The sequence below is a fragment of the Halorussus lipolyticus genome, from assembly GCF_029338375.1.
Lineage (GTDB): Archaea > Halobacteriota > Halobacteria > Halobacteriales > Haladaptataceae > Halorussus > Halorussus lipolyticus.
Map to the genome: position 1 here is coordinate 2,680,569 of NZ_CP119804.1, position 15,287 is coordinate 2,695,855.

The following is a 15,287-nucleotide window of genomic DNA, read 5'->3' on the forward strand; positions in this document are numbered from 1 at the left end:
ACTGAATGGCTGACGAATCGGAGGCGACGGCCAGCAATCTCTCGCCCACGGAGGACACCGGTGGTCCGAGAGAGACGGAAGCGCTGAACAACCCGCCCACAGCGCCGGACGAGCCGCTCGAAGACGAGGAGATGCCGCTGGCCGACCACATCGAGGAGATGATAAAGCGGCTAGCGGTCGTCATCGTAATCGCGGGGGGCGTGACCGCAATCGCGCTCCCGTTCTCCGAGCAAGTCATCAACTTCCTCTGGTACAACATCATGCCGTTCGAGCAGTTGGGCGAGCAGGCCCGACCACGGCTCTACCATCCCCTCGCGCTGGTGCTGACCAGACTCAAGGTCGCCAGTCTCGCGGGCGTCATCCTCGCGCTTCCGGTGTTTGTCTATCAGACGTACCTGTTCATGCGGCCGGGACTCTACCCCCACGAGCGCCGGTACTACCTCTCGGCGGTCCCGACCAGCCTCGTGCTGGCGTTCGTCGGCGTGAGTTTCGCGTACTTCCTCGTCCTCCCGGCGGTGTTCACCTACTTCATCACCTACACCGAGGACGCGGCGGCGCTCGCGTTCGGCCTGACCAAGACGTTCAACCTCATCCTGATGCTGATGGGCTATCTGGCGGTCGTGTTCCAGATTCCGCTGTTCATCATGCTCGCCATCATGATGGGGCTGACCACCCGGCAGTGGCTGGCCGACCGCCGTCTGCTGTTCTGGGGCGGTTTCCTCGGCATCTCGTTCCTGTTCACGCCGGACCCGACCGGGATGGCACCCATCCTCGTGACGCTCACGATGATTACCCTGTTCGAGGGGACCCTGATGCTGTTGAAGTGGACCGGCAACTGACCGCTGGCTTCCGTTTTCGACCGCACCAACGACTCGTTTCTGACTGCGTAATCGGCGTATAACTAAGGTCCCGGACTCGCTATGGATAGGTAGCGTTCGCGCCTGCCAAATATAGCTCGCGTGCCAGCAGCTACAAATCGCAGTTCGCGTGCCAGCAAACTGCCACCCTTGGTGCGAACGCCCATGCCACTTTCTCGAACCTGACTGGCGAGCGACCGCGCTGTCACTCGCGCTACTCGGCGGTCGGATACTCCGAGGAGAACACGTCTTCGACCAGCGGTTCGTCCGACTCTCCCTCCTCGTCGTCGCCCTCGGGGCTGACGCTCCCGGTCTGGTAGCCGTGGAGGTCCAGCGTCACGTGGTCGAACCCGAGACCGGTCATGTGGTCACGGGCGGACTCGACGAAATCGGGATTCAGGGCGGTCTCCAGTTCGTCCTCGGCGACTTCGATGCGGGCCAGACCGTCGTGGTCCCGGACGCGGAACTGCGAGAACCCCCACTGGCGAAGCAGAGATTCGGCCTGCTCGACTCGGGAGAGTTTCTCCTCGGTGACTTCCAGACCGGTGGGAATCCGCGACGAGAGACACGCCATCGAGGGCTTGTCGGCGACCGAGAGGTCACGCTCGTCGGCGATTTGCCGAACCTCGTCCTTGTCGATGCCGTGGGCTAGTAAGGGGGAGTAGGCGTCTAACTCCTCGACCGCCTGCATTCCGGGCCGGTGGCCGCTGTCGGCGTCGCTGGCGTTCGTGCCGTCGCAGACCACCGGAATCCCCAACTCGTCGGCCGTCTCGAACATCTTGCCCAGACGCATCGTCCGGCAGTGGTAACACCGGTCGCCGTCGTTGGCCACGAAGTCGGGGTCGTCCAACTCCGAGAAGGAGACGATTTCGTGGCGAATCCCGATTTCGTCGGCGACTCGCTTGGCGTCGTCCAGTTCGGCCTCCGGCAGGGTCTCGCTCTTGGCGGTGCAGGCCACGGCGTCCTCGCCCAGCGCGTCGTGGGCCAGCGCCGCGACCACGCTCGAATCCACCCCGCCCGAGAAGGCGATAAGCACGCCCTCGCGCTCGGCGAGGTCGTCTCGAAGCGCCCGCGCTTTCTCCGCTACGGTAGCCATGTCTCGGGACTTGGCGTCTCCGGGAGAAAAGTGCGTTGAACGCGGCGACCGCGTTAGCGGGGGACCAACCGCCGAAAGTGATAACGTTCTATCTGTTTAGGCATGGAACTTAATGCGGAGTTGCCTAGACATGTTACCGTATGCCACGAAACGATTCGAATCGCGGTAGCACCGGACCGAATCGACGCTCGATACTCAAAGCCGTCGGTGCGAGTGCAGTCGCCGGGGTCGCGGCCGCCGGAAATGCGAGCGCGGAGAGCGCAGTCGCGGACCTCGACCGCTTCGAACGGTCGTTCGCCAGTTCGCACCGCGCCGGCTGGGCCGTCGCGGAACACGCCGGGACCGTGGTGGCGGAACTCGCAGACCGGGGCTACCTCGACACCGCCGACCCGTCGGCGTTCGACCTGTCGGCGGTCGGCACCGACCGCGAGGACGCGTCGGTGATGGGCGTCTGGCTCGACGGCGAGGCCACCGCGCAAATCGAAACGGTCCGCGAGACGGCGACCCACGAGATTCGCCTCGTCGTTCGGCCCCACCTCGACGAGAGCTACGCCACGGCGAAACCGCTCGACGGCGGCGACCCCATCACCGTCCGGGACGAGGGCGGCGACGTGTCCACCTCCGGCTGTTGGACCGAATCGCGTTGCACGTGCGACCCCTGCGACCTCAACTCGTGCGTCTACGAGGAGCGCACCTGCTGTGACGGCCTCAGTGACGGCGTGGACTGCGGTTCGTGGTCCGATTCGGGCTGTTGCGGCGCGTGCTGTAGCTGAACGCGGCCGGGAGTCCACCTCCGGCGTCGGGCGGCGTCCGGACTGCGACCCGTCTACTCCTCGGGGATGCAGTCCAGCAGGTCCCACTCCAACTGGGCCAAGTCCTCGGCGGCGGGGTTGTCGCGGTTGATTTGGTACATCTGGCTATTGCCGACAGTTCGGGTCTCCTCGACCACGCCGTAGGCAACGAGGTCGTCGATGTGTTCGTAGAAGGTGCTTCGGTCGATGCCCGCCAGTCGGGAGATGTCGGTGGGATTGAGGTCGCGGTCGTTTTCTCCGAGTAGCGCGACGAGGATTTTCACCTTCGCGTGCGGGCCGAGAACGTCAGTGAGGACGGTGTTCTCGGCTGGCGGTTCGGTAGTTGTTTTGCCGGTTTCATCGGCCATATTCATGACTATCTAGACTAAAATCGGTCGATTCGAACGCCGGAGTCGGCGTGATAGAGACGAGTTTACGCTTGCCGGAGCAACCTAACGATTAGAGATTTATTTTAAACATTGATTTTAATTTGCTTAAGAAATAGTTACAATACTCGAATCGGACTTCGCCGCAACGGTTTTTCTTTCAGCTAGCTAACTAGATTTAATACTGAACGCACGTTCATGTATATCCGGTATGGCACCAGACCAGACCGATACGACCCGACGACGACTGCTCAAGAGCATCGGCGCGACCAGTCTCGCACTCGGCGCGACCGGCGTCGCAAGCGCGAGCGTCTCGACCACTCGGGCCGACGAAGTGCGCGCCCAGTTCGAAGCGTCCGACGCTATCGAGGAGGCCTTCGACGCCCACGCCGCGCCGGTCCTCGCCGAACTCGCGGACCGAGGCGTCATCCGGAGCGCGTCGGCGGCCGCGTTCGACCTCTCGGACGCCACGCTCTCGGTGAGCGACGAGGGCGCGAAAATCGTGGCGACGAAAGAGACCGACGCTCACGAGGTCACGGTCGAAGTCCTCCCCGACAAGTCCGAAAGCGGTGCGTCCGTCAAACCGACGGGCGACGAGTCGCCGTTTACGCTCCGCTCGGCGGCGGGCGACGACGGCGTGAGTACCGAGGACCACTGCTACTACGAGTACGACTGCACGAACTACCCGTGTTCGTCTACCAGCAACGAGGCCGTCTACCTCAAGCGCCACTGCTGTGAGTACACCGACGGAACCGACTGTAGTTCGTGGGAACAGGACGGTTGTTGTCTCTGACGACTGGCGACGACCGGAGCAACGACAGCACCTGTCGTAGGGGCTAACACCCCTACTACCAATACTTTTTAACGGAGCGGTCGGTACTCCCGCCCGAATGGAGTTGGAGGCGATACCGGGCGTCGGGTCGAAGACGGCGTCGGCGCTCTCGGAGTTGGACGACCCAGAGCGGGCGCTGAAGACGGGCGACGTGGCCGAAATCGCCAGCGCGCCGGGCATCACCGAGGGCCGGGCGGCGGCCATCGCCCGAGGAGCCATCCGGGAGCGCCACGGCGACCCCGGCGGCTTTCTGGCGACCGACCGGGCCAAGGAGATTTACCGGGACGCGCTCGGCCTGCTCAAAGACCGGACGGTGACGGGATACGGCGAGAAGCGCCTCGAAACCCTCTATCCCAGCGGCGTCCGGTCGCGCATCGAGGAGGTCCGGGAGTTCGCCCAGAAGGCCCTCGGCCGGACGCCCGACCCCGAGGTGCTGGACGCGCTGGCTGAGGTGGAACCGTTGTCCTCGCCGCGGGACGTGACGGTCCGCGACCGATGTCTGGCGACCGCCGACGCCGAGCGATACAGCGAGGCCCAGCAGGCGATTCCCGAGTTGACAGTCGAGGTGGTCGAGGACGCCCGCGACTTGGCGGACCTCGCGCGAGGCTACTCGACGGTGGTCGCGCTGGACGAGGAGTTCGCCGGGGTCACGATTGAGGGCGACGTGCGAGTCGAACCCGACGCCTTGGAGCGCCCGGCCGAAATCGTGCCGGAGCGCGTGCTGGCGTTCTACGCCGCGAACCGCGACTGCTTGCAGGCCGCCGCGCGAGTCCACCGGACTGCGGGCATCGACCCGCCGCTGGACATCGACGCGCTGGAGGACGCCCTTAATCGGGTGGCCTCGGACGGCACCGTGGTCGGCGACGACGAATTAGACCGACTCTCGCGGGCCATCGACGACTTGGACGCCGCGGTTTCGACCGCCGAGAGCGTCGCCAACGACGCGCTCCGGGACGCCATCGAGGAGCAGGACGTGACCGTCGAGGGGTCGGACCTCCTCTCGCTGGTCGAACAGGGCGCTGGCGTCGATTCCCTGCTGTCTCGGGAGTTGAGCGACGAGTACGACGCCGCGGTCGAACGGGCCCGCGAGGAGCTAATCGACTCGCTCGATTTGGACTCCGGCGAGGCCGAAGTGGCCCGCCGGGCCTTCCCCGAGGAGCCGAGTTTCCCGGTCGAACGCGACGAGGAAGTGGTCTCGCGCCTCCGCGAGGACCTACAGGCCGCCAAGGACCGCCGGGCGACCAGTCGGAAGCGCGAACTCGCGGCGGACCTCGCAGACCGGCGCGAGGACGCCGAAGAACTGGTTCGGACCGCGCTGGAGTTGGACGTGGAACTGGCCGTCGCCCGCTTCGCTCGGGACTTCGACTGCGTGATGCCCGAGTTCGTCGGGGAGGACTCGGCGGCGTCTGCATCCGGATTCGAAATCGTCGGCGGGCGCTCGCCCCTGCTGGACGTGGATTTCGGGGCAGTCGAACCTGTGGACTACGACGTGTCCGGCGTGGCCCTCCTCTCGGGAGTCAACAGCGGCGGGAAGACCTCGACGCTGGATTTGGTCGCGCTGGTCACGATTCTGGCCCACATGGGCCTGCCGGTGCCCGCCGAGGCGGTCCGCATCGAGCAGTTCGGCGAACTCCACTACCACGCCAAGACGCAGGGGACGCTGGACGCCGGGGCCTTCGAGTCCACGCTGAGGGAGTTCGCGGGGCTAACTGAGGGGAGAGCAGACAGGTTGGTCCTCGTGGACGAGTTGGAGAGCATCACCGAACCCGGCGCGAGCGCCAAGATTATCGCGGGCATCCTCGAAGAACTGCGCGGCCGGGACGTGACCGGCGTGTTCGTCTCCCACCTCGCCGCGGAGATTCGGGAGATGGCCGACTACGACGTGCCGGTGGACGGCATCGAGGCCAAGGGACTGGAGGACGGCGAGTTGGTCGTGAACCGCTCGCCGGTGAAGAATCACTTAGCGCGCTCGACGCCGGAGTTGATTGTCGAGAAACTGGCCGGGGACTCGGACGGGGAGTTCTACGATAGACTACTAAAGAAGTTTTAAATTCTTATCTAGTCATCATCTACTGGATAAAGTAAGTATAAAATACATTTATGATATTAAGTCAAAATATAAGGCCTAAAGGGGAGTGAATATGGCAGATGCTCATAAATCTATGCAAACGGAGGAAGGCTGACTATAGATAGGGAGGGTTCTGATCCAATGATGAAATACGTAGTGAAACACTAAATCTCTATTCTGATTTCCGCTGTCAGTTATCTCAGCGTTATAATATTTCAAAGACTCGCCTCTGAACTTCACCGGCCCAGGATTAAAAGTCGAATCGTTCGGAAGAATCGCTAGAGTAGCTACCCAAAAGCCCGAGTCGAACCCCGTACCTAACTCAGACGATACGCTATCCGGGACCGTATAAAAGCTATCCTCAACCGCATCTTCGTTCGGTATTATTCTCCCGTATGTCGTTTCGCTTCCCGCAGAGAGGGAGGGTTGTCCTCGGACGTATTTTTTCCTCGTAGGGATCGGTGCAACCGAGGAGCCGAATTTGAAGGGCCGGATATCTAATTCGTCATGGACACAGATACCTGTAAGTACCCCTGCACTACCGAGAAGATATTTCAGTACCTTCCTTCGCTCAGTCATGTGTTCACGGATATCCATCGTATCGACCGTCGGCCGAGGAAAGCTAAAGTGTTCCGCTTAGTCATATGTTCACGGGTATCCTTCCAACGAAAACGGAATCAACGAGTTCGATTCACTTATTCGGTTGATGAGCGTCCGCGCTACGGCGAGAACGTTTTCTGGTTCCCGATTTGCGATGCGGTAAAGCTCCGTTCGACATCCCAGACTTTCGTCGTGTCCCCGTACGTCACGCCAACACCGGCAGGGAACGAGAACGAAATGCCCTGTAGTTCGACATCGCTGTAGGTATGGTAGTAATCGAACTCTAACTCTCTTTCCGACGGGGAGTAGCCATCTTTCGGGTTCAGTTTCACACCGAAACCGGCTTCCGTGTCTCCGTTTAGGTACCCGCCGTCTGCCCATTCACACACCGCACCGGAATTCGGATTCTTCGAATCCACGCCGTCCACATCGCTCACGTTACCGGAGTCGTCGGTGTAGTAAACCCACTCGCTATCGCAGTACGACCGGTCGTAGTGGTCGTTGTGGAAGCCGATTGCAGCGGTATCGGGCGGGGCTTCCCCCCACTCCGCGACGTCCCCTGCGCTATGGTTCCATCCGAGATGAATATACTCGTAACAGAAATCCCTGTTCTTTGTTACGTCTCCACGAGAAATCTCAAACGTGACGTCGTTCCTATCGAACTTCTGAGTTCCGACGTCACCATCGGTCGTCTTTTTCGGGATCGACACCGTCGTCGAGCTGCTTTCGTGCGTAATCCCGTGCTGTTTTAAGTACTCACCCCACTCCGAAGCGTTCCAACCATTTTTGCCTTTGAGTTCGACAGAGTGGTCGAAGATTTCCGGTTGGGAACGGCCGCTTTTTCCTTTAGCGGACCCGACCCCCGCGAACCCGGTCACCGTTGTAGCGACTCCGAGTTGTTTGAGAATTTTTCTTCTTGACTTCTTTTTATTTTCTGTCACAGTATTATAGATATTTTACTACTACTCATATTCTTCTAGTTGTTTTAAATATAAATTATATTATATTAGTATAAATTACATGTTTTATTTATTATAAAAGGCCTATATTGCGTTTACCGTATCTTAAATAAGAGAATTCGGGGAGTGATGGCTTCTTCCGGCGATAATATTCTCGTCTGCCGAAACGTTAAGTAGCTGGGACAGCGAGGTGAAAGTGATGGCAGACGACCCCGAGGAGGGGATGCTCTCGTGGGACGAATCCGTGTTCCGGGACGAACACGTCTTCGAAATCGACTACGTTCCCGAGACGTTCGCCCACCGCGAAAGCGAGATGCGGAGTCTGAAGTACGCGCTCCGCCCCGCCGCGCGTGGGTCCCGACCCCTGAACGTCATCGCCCGCGGTCCGCCCGGCACCGGCAAGACCACCGCCGTCCAGAAGGTGTTCGGCGAGTTGGGTGCCCAGACCGACGTGCGGACTGTCCGGGTCAACTGTCAGGTCGATTCGACCCGCTACTCGGTGTTCTCCCGCGTCTTCGAGGGCATCTTCGAGTACGAACCGCCCTCGTCGGGCATTTCGTTCAAGAAACTCTTTCGCCAGATTACCGAGAAACTGGTCGAGGAGGACGAGGTGCTGGTCGTCGCACTCGACGACGTGAACTACCTGTTCTACGAGGGCGAGGCCTCCGACACGCTCTACTCGCTCCTCCGCGCTCACGAGGCCCACTCCGGCGCGAAAATCGGCGTCATCGTGGTGTCCTCGGACCTGAACCTCGATGTCATCGAGGACTTGGACGGCCGGGTCCAGAGCGTCTTCCGCCCCGAGGAGGTCTACTTCCCGGTCTACGACCGCGAGGAGATAGTAGACATCCTACAGGAGCGCGTCGATAGGGGCTTCCACGAGGGCGTCATCTCGGCCGACGTGCTGGACAGAGTGGCGGAACTCACGGCCGAGAGCGGCGATTTGCGGGTCGGCATCGACCTGCTTCGACGCGCCGGCCTCAACGCCGAGATGCGCGCCAGTCGGACGGTCAACCTCGAAGATGTGGAGGAAGCCTACGAGAAGTCGAAATACGTCCACCTCAGCCACAGCCTGCAAGCCCTCTCGGACAGCGAGATAGAGCTTTTGCAGGTCATCGCCGAGAACGACGGCGAGCGCGCCGGCGACGTGTACGACGCCTTCCACGACCAGACCGGTCTGGGCTACACGCGCTACTCCGAGATTATCAACAAACTCGACCAACTCGACATCATCGACGCCACCTACACGAACGTCGAGGGTCGGGGCCGCTCGCGCCAGCTTTCGCTCCGCTACGACCCCGACGCCGTGCTGAACCGGTTGGAAGACAGTTAGCGAAACGAGACCGGCACGGAAAGAACGGAGTTCAGTAGGTTTCCGCCGACTTACAGTCGAGACTGAAGGACTGCCATCAGTTCGGCGAGCGTCCCGCTGGTCTGGAAGTTCGAGACCAGCGCCTCGCCGTCCTCGGTCACCTCGCCGAGCGAGAGGCTAAACCGAGCGTTTCGGGCGGCTTCGGTCGTGTTAGCGACGGTCACGCCCGACTCGGCCGCGGCCGACTCGACCGCCGACGAGGAGAGCGACCCCTCGGCGGCCAACTGCCGGACCTCCGAGGCGAACGCGACGTGCTCCTCGGGAATCGTCTCGGGCGGCAACAGATTCATCGAAACGTCCGACAACTGGAGCGTCCGGTCCGAGAGTTGGGCCTCTCCGCCCGGCGCGGAGATGACGAACGAGGACCCCTCGCGTTGCATCATCACGTCGTTGAGCGAAAGCTGGGAGGTCCCGCGCTGGATGCTCAGGCGACTCCACGACGAGGAGCCGAGACCGAGGAGTCCCTGAAGCGAGACGCCCTCTTGAGCCAACTGCTGAGTGCCGTCGGGAACGATGTCGCCGACGGTCCCGCTGGCGACAACTCGGTCGGCGACAGTCCCGCCGTTCGCCTGAATCGGTCCGAGAGACACCTCGGCCGGTGCGCTCGCGGGGACGGTCCCGTCGGCCAGCAGGCCGAGCAGGGGCGACACCGAGCGCCCGCTGAACGCCTCGACCATCGCCGAGCGGACGGCGGCGAACGTCTCGGCGCTCACGTCGCTGACGGCCACTCGCGTTCGGTCGATGGCCAGCGACTGGTCGGTGTCCTCCATCGACCAGCCTCGAAGCTCCAACCGCATCGTGCTGTCTTGGAACTCGAACGTGGCCTGCGAGACGGATGCAGTCACGCCGCCCAAATCCACCGACACGTCTTGTATCTCCAACGGTGCTGTCTCCTGTGCGGATGCGTCGGCCGCCGTGGTCCCCAGTCCCCCGAGCGAGAACGTTGCGGTTGCGAGCATCGCGCCGAACTGACGCCGTTTCATGTCTCTCACGCGGGGTAGCTAACCCGGTAACTGCGATAAATAGCAGATACCGTTTGAACCGTTTATCGAATTAAGCCCGGTTTTCTCGGTTGACAACTGCCCCGACGCTGGCGGGGGTCCTGTCGAGGGGCGCTCGGGCCGGCCGTTCGCAGGCGGTCGATAAGAGACTGTTACAGTCGGGAGCGTGTCGTTAGGGTGGCCGTGAGCGGTCACACTGCCGACGACTCTCCGCCCGCGCCGAGGGTTCGGTCGTGGGTCGTCGCTCAGTCGTCACGCCATTCAGTCGTCGGTCGCCGATTCGAGGCCGGTCGGGTCGTCGCGGCGCTCGCCGGTCTGGAGGACGAAGGTGCGCTCGGGCGGTGGCGCGGCCCGGAGTTCGACGGTCTTGGCGAGGTAGTAGTACTTCCGGTTGCCCTGCTCGTAGTGGCCGACCAATCCGGCGTCCTCCATCTTCGAGAGGTGATGCACGGCCGATTTGCCGTCCACGCCGACCTCCTCGGCGAGTTCCGAGACGTATCGGGGTTCCCGCGAGAGTTCCCGGAGGATTTCGATTCTGGATTTGCTTCCCAGCAGGTCGATGAGCGACACGGTATCACTGGTACGGCTTCTCACCCCAAAAGTGACTAGGCGGGCCGAGCGGACTGGTCGGGCAGAGCGCGCGCCGGACGCAACTCCCCGCCGCATCGGAGACGCCTATACAATCATTAAAGAATCAGGGATATTTTCCTCCCGATTCGGAATATTGCTGGAAGCGCCGTCGGCGCTCGGACCGCGAACGCGGCAGGTCGGTCGGTATCGCGGGCCGAGTGTTATTAGCCCGCGGGTCGAACTCCGGGCCATGGGGGACCGGGTTAATTTGCCCGACGACAGAGACCAGCAACGCACCACCGTCACTGACGGCTTCTTCGAGCGCGAAATCCACCTCTCGCGCGAGGCCACGGCCTCGTTTCTCCGGGAGTTGGCCGACCAAGTAGAGAACGACACGAACCTGACGCTCTCGTCGCAGGAGTGGGAGATTCCCTTCGAGTACCGCGAACCGGTCGAGGTCGAAGTCGAGTTCGCCGGCGGGCGCGAGGCCGAACTCGAAGTGGAATTCGAGTTTACCGAACCCCGAGGAGGCGACGACCTGAGCGTGGAGTGACTTTCATTCGTACCGGAGCGCGTCGATAGGGTCGGTCTTGGCCGCGTTCCACGCCGGATACAGTCCAGCGAGAATCCCTACGAGGACCCCGACTGCCACCGCGATGGCGAACCACTCGTAGGGCAGGACCAGACTCAGGCCGATGTACTGGGCCGCGGCGTAGGCCCCAAGCACGCCGACAGGGGTGCCCAGAATCGCGCCGAACAGCCCCAGCATCGCGGCCTCAAGCAGGAACAACTGAAGCACGTCGCGGTTCTGCGCGCCGACGGCTTTCATGATACCGATTTCCTTGGTGCGCTCGGTGACGCTGACCAGCATGATGTTGGCGATGCCGATAGACCCGACCACCAGCGAGATGACCGCGATGCCGGTCACGAAGTTCGTGAGGGTGTTGAGCAGGTCCTTGAGTTGGTCCACGAGGTCTTGGTCGGTCTCGACCGAGAACCCGTAGTTGCCGGGGACGAGTTGGGCCGCGTCGGACTCGTTTTCGAGGTACGCCCGCACTCGCTCTTTGGTCTCGGGGACCGCCGCGAAGTCGTCGGCGACCACCGTCAGCGTGGGGTAGACGCGCTGGCTCTCGCCGTCCGGCGTCTCCAGCGTCGTCCGGTAGAAGGGGTCGGTCGGCACGAACACCAGCGGTTGGCCCTCGCTGAGTCCCTCGAAGGCCCCACCGCCCGACGACCCGTTAAGCATCCCGACGACCTCGGCCTCGACCGAATCGCCCGAGGCCAGTCTGAGCGTGACGTTCTGGCCGACTTCGACGGTCGGGTCGAACAGTCCGGCGGCCTGCTCGTTCAGGACGACCTCGCGGGACCCCTCCCGGAAGGCCCGGCCCTCAGCGAAACTGCCGGGGTCGAAGTAACTCGGCGAGGTGGCGATTACCTGTCGCTGGGCGACAGTCTGACCGCCCGCCGAGACGGCCGCGGTGGGTACCACCCCCCGAGGCACGACCGACTCGACACCGGAGAGATTTCTGAGCGCGTCGATGTCGCCGGAGGTGAAGGCGGGTTGGGCACCCGACCCCGGCCCGCCCTCCTCGCCCGCCGGACTCGCCCAGACGTAGACGTTCGGGGTTCGGTCGGCCCCCACCTGTCCCAGCACGTCGGCCCGGAGGCTTGTCCCGAGCGTGACGAAAGTGATGACCGCGGCGACGCCGATGATGACTCCGAGCGTGGTCAGCGTCGAGCGTAGCTTGTGGCTCCGAATCGCTCGCCAACTGAGTCGGAGGCTCTGTAGAAACTCCATCAGGGCAGGTCAGTTTCGACGCGCCGAGGAGACTCGATTTCCTCCACTCGCTCGACCGTGCCGTCGAGGACGTGAATCACGCGCTGGGCGTGTTCGGCGATGGGTCGCTCGTGGGTCACCATCAGGATGGTGTTGCCCTCGTCGTGGAGTCGCTGGAACAGGCCCATAATCTGCTGGCCGGTCTCTTGGTCCAAGTTCCCGGTCGGTTCGTCGGCGAGGATGATGGAGGGGTCGGCCGCCAGCGCCCGAGCGATGGCGACGCGCTGGCGCTGGCCGCCCGAAAGTTCGTTGGGTCGGTGGTCGCCCCGGTCGCCCAGACCGACCTGTTCCAGCAGGTCGTTCGCCCGGTCGATGCGCTCGCTCTTGTCCACGCCCTGAAAGACCAGCGGGAGCGCCACGTTCTCGGCGGCGGTGAGTTTCGGCATCAGGTTGAACGTCTGGAAGACGAAACCGACCTCCTCGCCCCGGACCTTGGTCCGGTCGCGCTGGGACATGTCCGACACCTCGCGGTCGTTGACCCAGACCTCGCCCTCGGTCGGCGTGTCGAGGCACCCGATGAGGTTGAGCAGGGTACTCTTGCCCGACCCGCTGGGACCCATCACGGCGGTGTAGGACCCTCGCGGAATCGAGATGTCTACCCCGTCGAGCGCGTGGACGGGTTCCCCGAGGAAGTAGGTCTTGCGCACGCCGCGGAGCGACACGGCGTTTCTGCCGCCCGCTCCGGCGTCCCCGCCACCTGTTCCCTTCGCGTCCCCCTGCCCGGTCTCCGCATCGGACTCGGCGTCCGAGTCGCTGGCAGCCATCGTCTCTCTTAGTACGGGCGGAATCGCCAAAACACTAGCGCCCGTTCCGCCGGGAAACGACTCGTTATCTCGTCTTGGCGTTCGGCCACACTTTTCACTGCGGAAGGCCCATCTGCGACCATGAAGACGACCGGCGGAAGCGACGAGGAGAAGCGCAAAGCGGGCGAGAGCGCGGCCGAGGAAGTCGAGGACGGCATGGTGGTCGGCCTCGGCACGGGTTCGACCGCGGCCCACGCCATCCGGGCGCTCGGCCGGAGGGTCGATAGCGGTCTCGACGTTCGCGGGATTCCGACCTCCTTCCAGTCGCGGGAACTCGCCAAGGAGGTCGGCGTCCCCCTCACGGACCTCGACCAAGTTCGGCAGGTCCACGTCGCCATCGACGGGGCCGACCAGTTCTCCGGTCCCCACCTCGTCAAGGGCGGCGGCGGTGCCCACGCGCGGGAGAAAATCGTGGATTCAGCCGCCGACCGCCTGCTGGTGGTCGCCGACCCGAGCAAGTCCGTCAAGCAACTCGACCATTCGGTGCCGGTCGAGGTCCTGCCCGACGCCCGGACCACCGCCGCCAAAGAGGTCCGAACGCTCGGTGGGTCGGCCTCGCTCCGGACCGCCGAGCGCAAGGACGGCCCGGTCGTGACCGACAACGGGAACCTCCTGCTCGACTGCGATTTCGGCAAAATCCCGAACCCGGCCGACCTCGCAGAGGACCTCGCGGAAATTCCCGGCGCTGTCGAACACGGCCTGTTCGTCGGGATGGCCGACGAGGTTCACGTCGGCAAAGAGGACGGCGTGAACGTCAAAACGTTCTGACCGCGAGCGGGCGGGGATTCACGAAGGCGAAATCACGAAGTGGCGCTTTGCTGTCGCCGTTACGCTCCGAACTAACTATCTCTGTGTCTAACAATCTTAATTATTTCCTAAACGATGAAAAGCATAGCTATGGGACGTAACCGCCGATAAAAGAAACGAGGTTAGGCTCCCGAGTTACAGGTCGCGGGGCTGGACCGTCTTTCGGTCGTTGGCCTCGGCGCGGCGGGCAGCCTCGTCGAGGAGTTCGTCGACGCGCTCGTCGAGGGCGTCGTAGAAGTCCGACGCCACGTTCTTGTCGTCCAGTGCGTCCTTGACAGCGGCTTTGACGATGAGGTCTGCCATACGGCCTTTTGTTTCCTGCCACCCCTAATAAAGCTTCTCAAATTCTCGGGCTAACCGGCCCATGTAGCTGATTTCACGGTCATCTGTCACGGAGGCCAAAACTTATAAATACTAGCGAGTTGTGTGCCCTCGATTCGGCAGGTCGGAGGATACGAGTACGCAGAGCGCCCAGAGTCGGACATGCGCGAAATACTCGACGCGGTGGCCGACGGCGAGGTCAGTCCCGCCGAGGCCGAAGCAAGACTCTCGGGGTACGCCACCGACGACGCCGGGCGCTTCGACGCGGCGCGCGAGACCCGCAGAGGAGTCCCCGAAGCAATCTTGGGTGACGGCAAGACACCGGAAGAAACCGCCTCGCTCGCGGAAACGGCAGTCGAGACCACCGGACGAGCAATCGTGACGAGGACCGACGACGACCAGCGCCGGGCCATCCGAAAGCGTCTCGCCGACGACCATCCCGAGGCCGAGGTCACGGTCCACGGTCGGTCGGGCGTGGTCGTCGCCCACGCCGAGGACTTCGACGCGCCGGACCTCGACGCGACCGTAACCGTCGTTACCGGCGGCACGAGCGACGCGATTCCCGCGGGCGAGGCCGCCGTCCTCGCCGACGAGATGGGCGCGACAGTCGAGCGAATCGAGGACGTGGGCGTCGCCGCGCTCACCCGCATCGTGGACCAACTCGACCGCCTGCGGTCTGCCGACGTACTGGTCGTCGCGGCGGGCCGGGAGGGCGCGCTCCCCACCGTGGTCGCCGGCCTCGTGAACACGCCGGTCATCGGTCTCCCCGTCTCGACCGGGTACGGCTACGGCGGCGAGGGCGAGGCCGCGCTCTCGGGGATGCTCCAGTCCTGCTCGGTCCTCTCGGTCGTGAACACCGACGCCGGGTTCGTCGCGGGCGCGCAGGCCGGCCTCGTCGCCAGAGCCGTAGACGGCGCGGGACCGGATGCCGACGAGACGGAAGACGACCAGTAGCCTCCCCACCCCGCACCGACACGCCGCCTTACC

General features: G+C 63.2%; 17 protein-coding genes. 8 read left to right on the top strand and 9 right to left on the bottom strand.

Annotation, left to right across the window (positions count from 1 at the left end):
* The first annotated feature begins 5 nt into the window (after nucleotides 1-5).
* Entirely contained in the window at nucleotides 6-839 is an 834-nt protein-coding gene (gene tatC, locus P2T57_RS13490) for a twin-arginine translocase subunit TatC (protein WP_276299736.1), read from the top strand.
* A 232-nt stretch (nucleotides 840-1,071) separates the two neighbouring features.
* On the opposite strand, the gene larE is transcribed toward tatC, so the two are convergent.
* Complete coding sequence (gene larE, locus P2T57_RS13495; protein ID WP_276299737.1) at nucleotides 1,072-1,953, bottom strand: ATP-dependent sacrificial sulfur transferase LarE; 882 nt, start codon at nucleotides 1,951-1,953, stop codon at nucleotides 1,072-1,074.
* Nucleotides 1,954-2,093: 140 nt separating this feature from the next.
* Here larE and P2T57_RS13500 point away from each other — a divergent pair, with 140 nt between their 5' ends.
* Nucleotides 2,094-2,726, top strand: a complete 633-nt coding sequence (locus P2T57_RS13500; protein WP_276299738.1) for a hypothetical protein — start codon at nucleotides 2,094-2,096, stop codon at nucleotides 2,724-2,726.
* Nucleotides 2,727-2,779: 53 nt separating this feature from the next.
* Here the strand turns inward: P2T57_RS13500 and P2T57_RS13505 are convergent, their stop codons facing one another.
* Nucleotides 2,780-3,112: a winged helix-turn-helix domain-containing protein gene (locus P2T57_RS13505; RefSeq protein ID WP_276299739.1), complete on the bottom strand. Its 333-nt coding sequence runs from the start codon at nucleotides 3,110-3,112 to the stop codon at nucleotides 2,780-2,782.
* A gap of 229 nt (nucleotides 3,113-3,341) precedes the next feature.
* Here P2T57_RS13505 and P2T57_RS13510 point away from each other — a divergent pair, with 229 nt between their 5' ends.
* Both P2T57_RS13510 and P2T57_RS13515 read left to right on the top strand, forming a co-directional pair.
* On the top strand, nucleotides 3,342-3,923 hold the full coding sequence (locus P2T57_RS13510; protein ID WP_276299740.1) for a hypothetical protein: 582 nt from the start codon (nucleotides 3,342-3,344) through the stop codon (nucleotides 3,921-3,923).
* Between the two features lie 97 nt (nucleotides 3,924-4,020).
* Nucleotides 4,021-6,012 (top strand): MutS-related protein, encoded by a 1,992-nt coding sequence (locus tag P2T57_RS13515; RefSeq protein ID WP_276299741.1) that lies wholly within the window; start codon nucleotides 4,021-4,023, stop codon nucleotides 6,010-6,012.
* 102 nt (nucleotides 6,013-6,114) lie between these two features.
* Here the strand turns inward: P2T57_RS13515 and P2T57_RS13520 are convergent, their stop codons facing one another.
* The gene (locus P2T57_RS13520) at nucleotides 6,115-6,627 is read right to left on the bottom strand and encodes a hypothetical protein (RefSeq protein WP_276299742.1); all 513 of its coding nucleotides are present in this window, start codon (nucleotides 6,625-6,627) and stop codon (nucleotides 6,115-6,117) included.
* A 122-nt stretch (nucleotides 6,628-6,749) separates the two neighbouring features.
* Nucleotides 6,750-7,571: a hypothetical protein gene (locus P2T57_RS13525; RefSeq protein ID WP_276299743.1), complete on the bottom strand. Its 822-nt coding sequence runs from the start codon at nucleotides 7,569-7,571 to the stop codon at nucleotides 6,750-6,752.
* Between the two features lie 217 nt (nucleotides 7,572-7,788).
* Here P2T57_RS13525 and P2T57_RS13530 point away from each other — a divergent pair, with 217 nt between their 5' ends.
* Nucleotides 7,789-8,922 (top strand): ORC1-type DNA replication protein, encoded by a 1,134-nt coding sequence (locus tag P2T57_RS13530; RefSeq protein ID WP_276299744.1) that lies wholly within the window; start codon nucleotides 7,789-7,791, stop codon nucleotides 8,920-8,922.
* Between the two features lie 50 nt (nucleotides 8,923-8,972).
* On the opposite strand, the gene P2T57_RS13535 is transcribed toward P2T57_RS13530, so the two are convergent.
* Both P2T57_RS13535 and P2T57_RS13540 read right to left on the bottom strand, forming a co-directional pair.
* A complete protein-coding gene (locus P2T57_RS13535) occupies nucleotides 8,973-9,944 on the bottom strand; it encodes a hypothetical protein (protein ID WP_276299745.1) in 972 nt (323 codons plus the stop codon).
* A gap of 279 nt (nucleotides 9,945-10,223) precedes the next feature.
* The gene (locus tag P2T57_RS13540) at nucleotides 10,224-10,532 is read right to left on the bottom strand and encodes an ArsR/SmtB family transcription factor (protein WP_276299746.1); all 309 of its coding nucleotides are present in this window, start codon (nucleotides 10,530-10,532) and stop codon (nucleotides 10,224-10,226) included.
* A gap of 250 nt (nucleotides 10,533-10,782) precedes the next feature.
* Between P2T57_RS13540 and P2T57_RS13545 the strand changes: the two genes are divergently transcribed.
* The gene (locus tag P2T57_RS13545) at nucleotides 10,783-11,085 is read left to right on the top strand and encodes an amphi-Trp domain-containing protein (protein WP_276299747.1); all 303 of its coding nucleotides are present in this window, start codon (nucleotides 10,783-10,785) and stop codon (nucleotides 11,083-11,085) included.
* Nucleotides 11,086-11,088: 3 nt separating this feature from the next.
* Here P2T57_RS13545 and P2T57_RS13550 read toward each other — a convergent pair whose 3' ends face one another.
* Together P2T57_RS13550 and P2T57_RS13555 are read right to left on the bottom strand one after the other, a co-directional pair.
* Nucleotides 11,089-12,330 carry an ABC transporter permease gene (locus tag P2T57_RS13550; protein ID WP_276299748.1) on the bottom strand — a complete coding sequence of 414 codons (1,242 nt, stop codon included), beginning with the start codon at nucleotides 12,328-12,330 and terminating at the stop codon, nucleotides 11,089-11,091.
* Nucleotides 12,330-13,133, bottom strand: a complete 804-nt coding sequence (locus tag P2T57_RS13555; RefSeq protein ID WP_276299749.1) for an ABC transporter ATP-binding protein — start codon at nucleotides 13,131-13,133, stop codon at nucleotides 12,330-12,332. The genes P2T57_RS13550 and P2T57_RS13555 overlap by 1 nt, the downstream gene beginning before the upstream one ends.
* Before the next feature lie 120 nt (nucleotides 13,134-13,253).
* Here P2T57_RS13555 and rpiA point away from each other — a divergent pair, with 120 nt between their 5' ends.
* Nucleotides 13,254-13,940, top strand: a complete 687-nt coding sequence (gene rpiA, locus P2T57_RS13560; RefSeq protein WP_276299750.1) for a ribose-5-phosphate isomerase RpiA — start codon at nucleotides 13,254-13,256, stop codon at nucleotides 13,938-13,940.
* A gap of 174 nt (nucleotides 13,941-14,114) precedes the next feature.
* Here the strand turns inward: rpiA and P2T57_RS13565 are convergent, their stop codons facing one another.
* Complete coding sequence (locus P2T57_RS13565; protein WP_135823380.1) at nucleotides 14,115-14,282, bottom strand: DUF1931 family protein; 168 nt, start codon at nucleotides 14,280-14,282, stop codon at nucleotides 14,115-14,117.
* A 180-nt stretch (nucleotides 14,283-14,462) separates the two neighbouring features.
* Here P2T57_RS13565 and larB point away from each other — a divergent pair, with 180 nt between their 5' ends.
* Entirely contained in the window at nucleotides 14,463-15,254 is a 792-nt protein-coding gene (gene larB, locus P2T57_RS13570; protein WP_276299751.1) for a nickel pincer cofactor biosynthesis protein LarB, read from the top strand.
* Nucleotides 15,255-15,287: the final 33 nt, after the last annotated feature.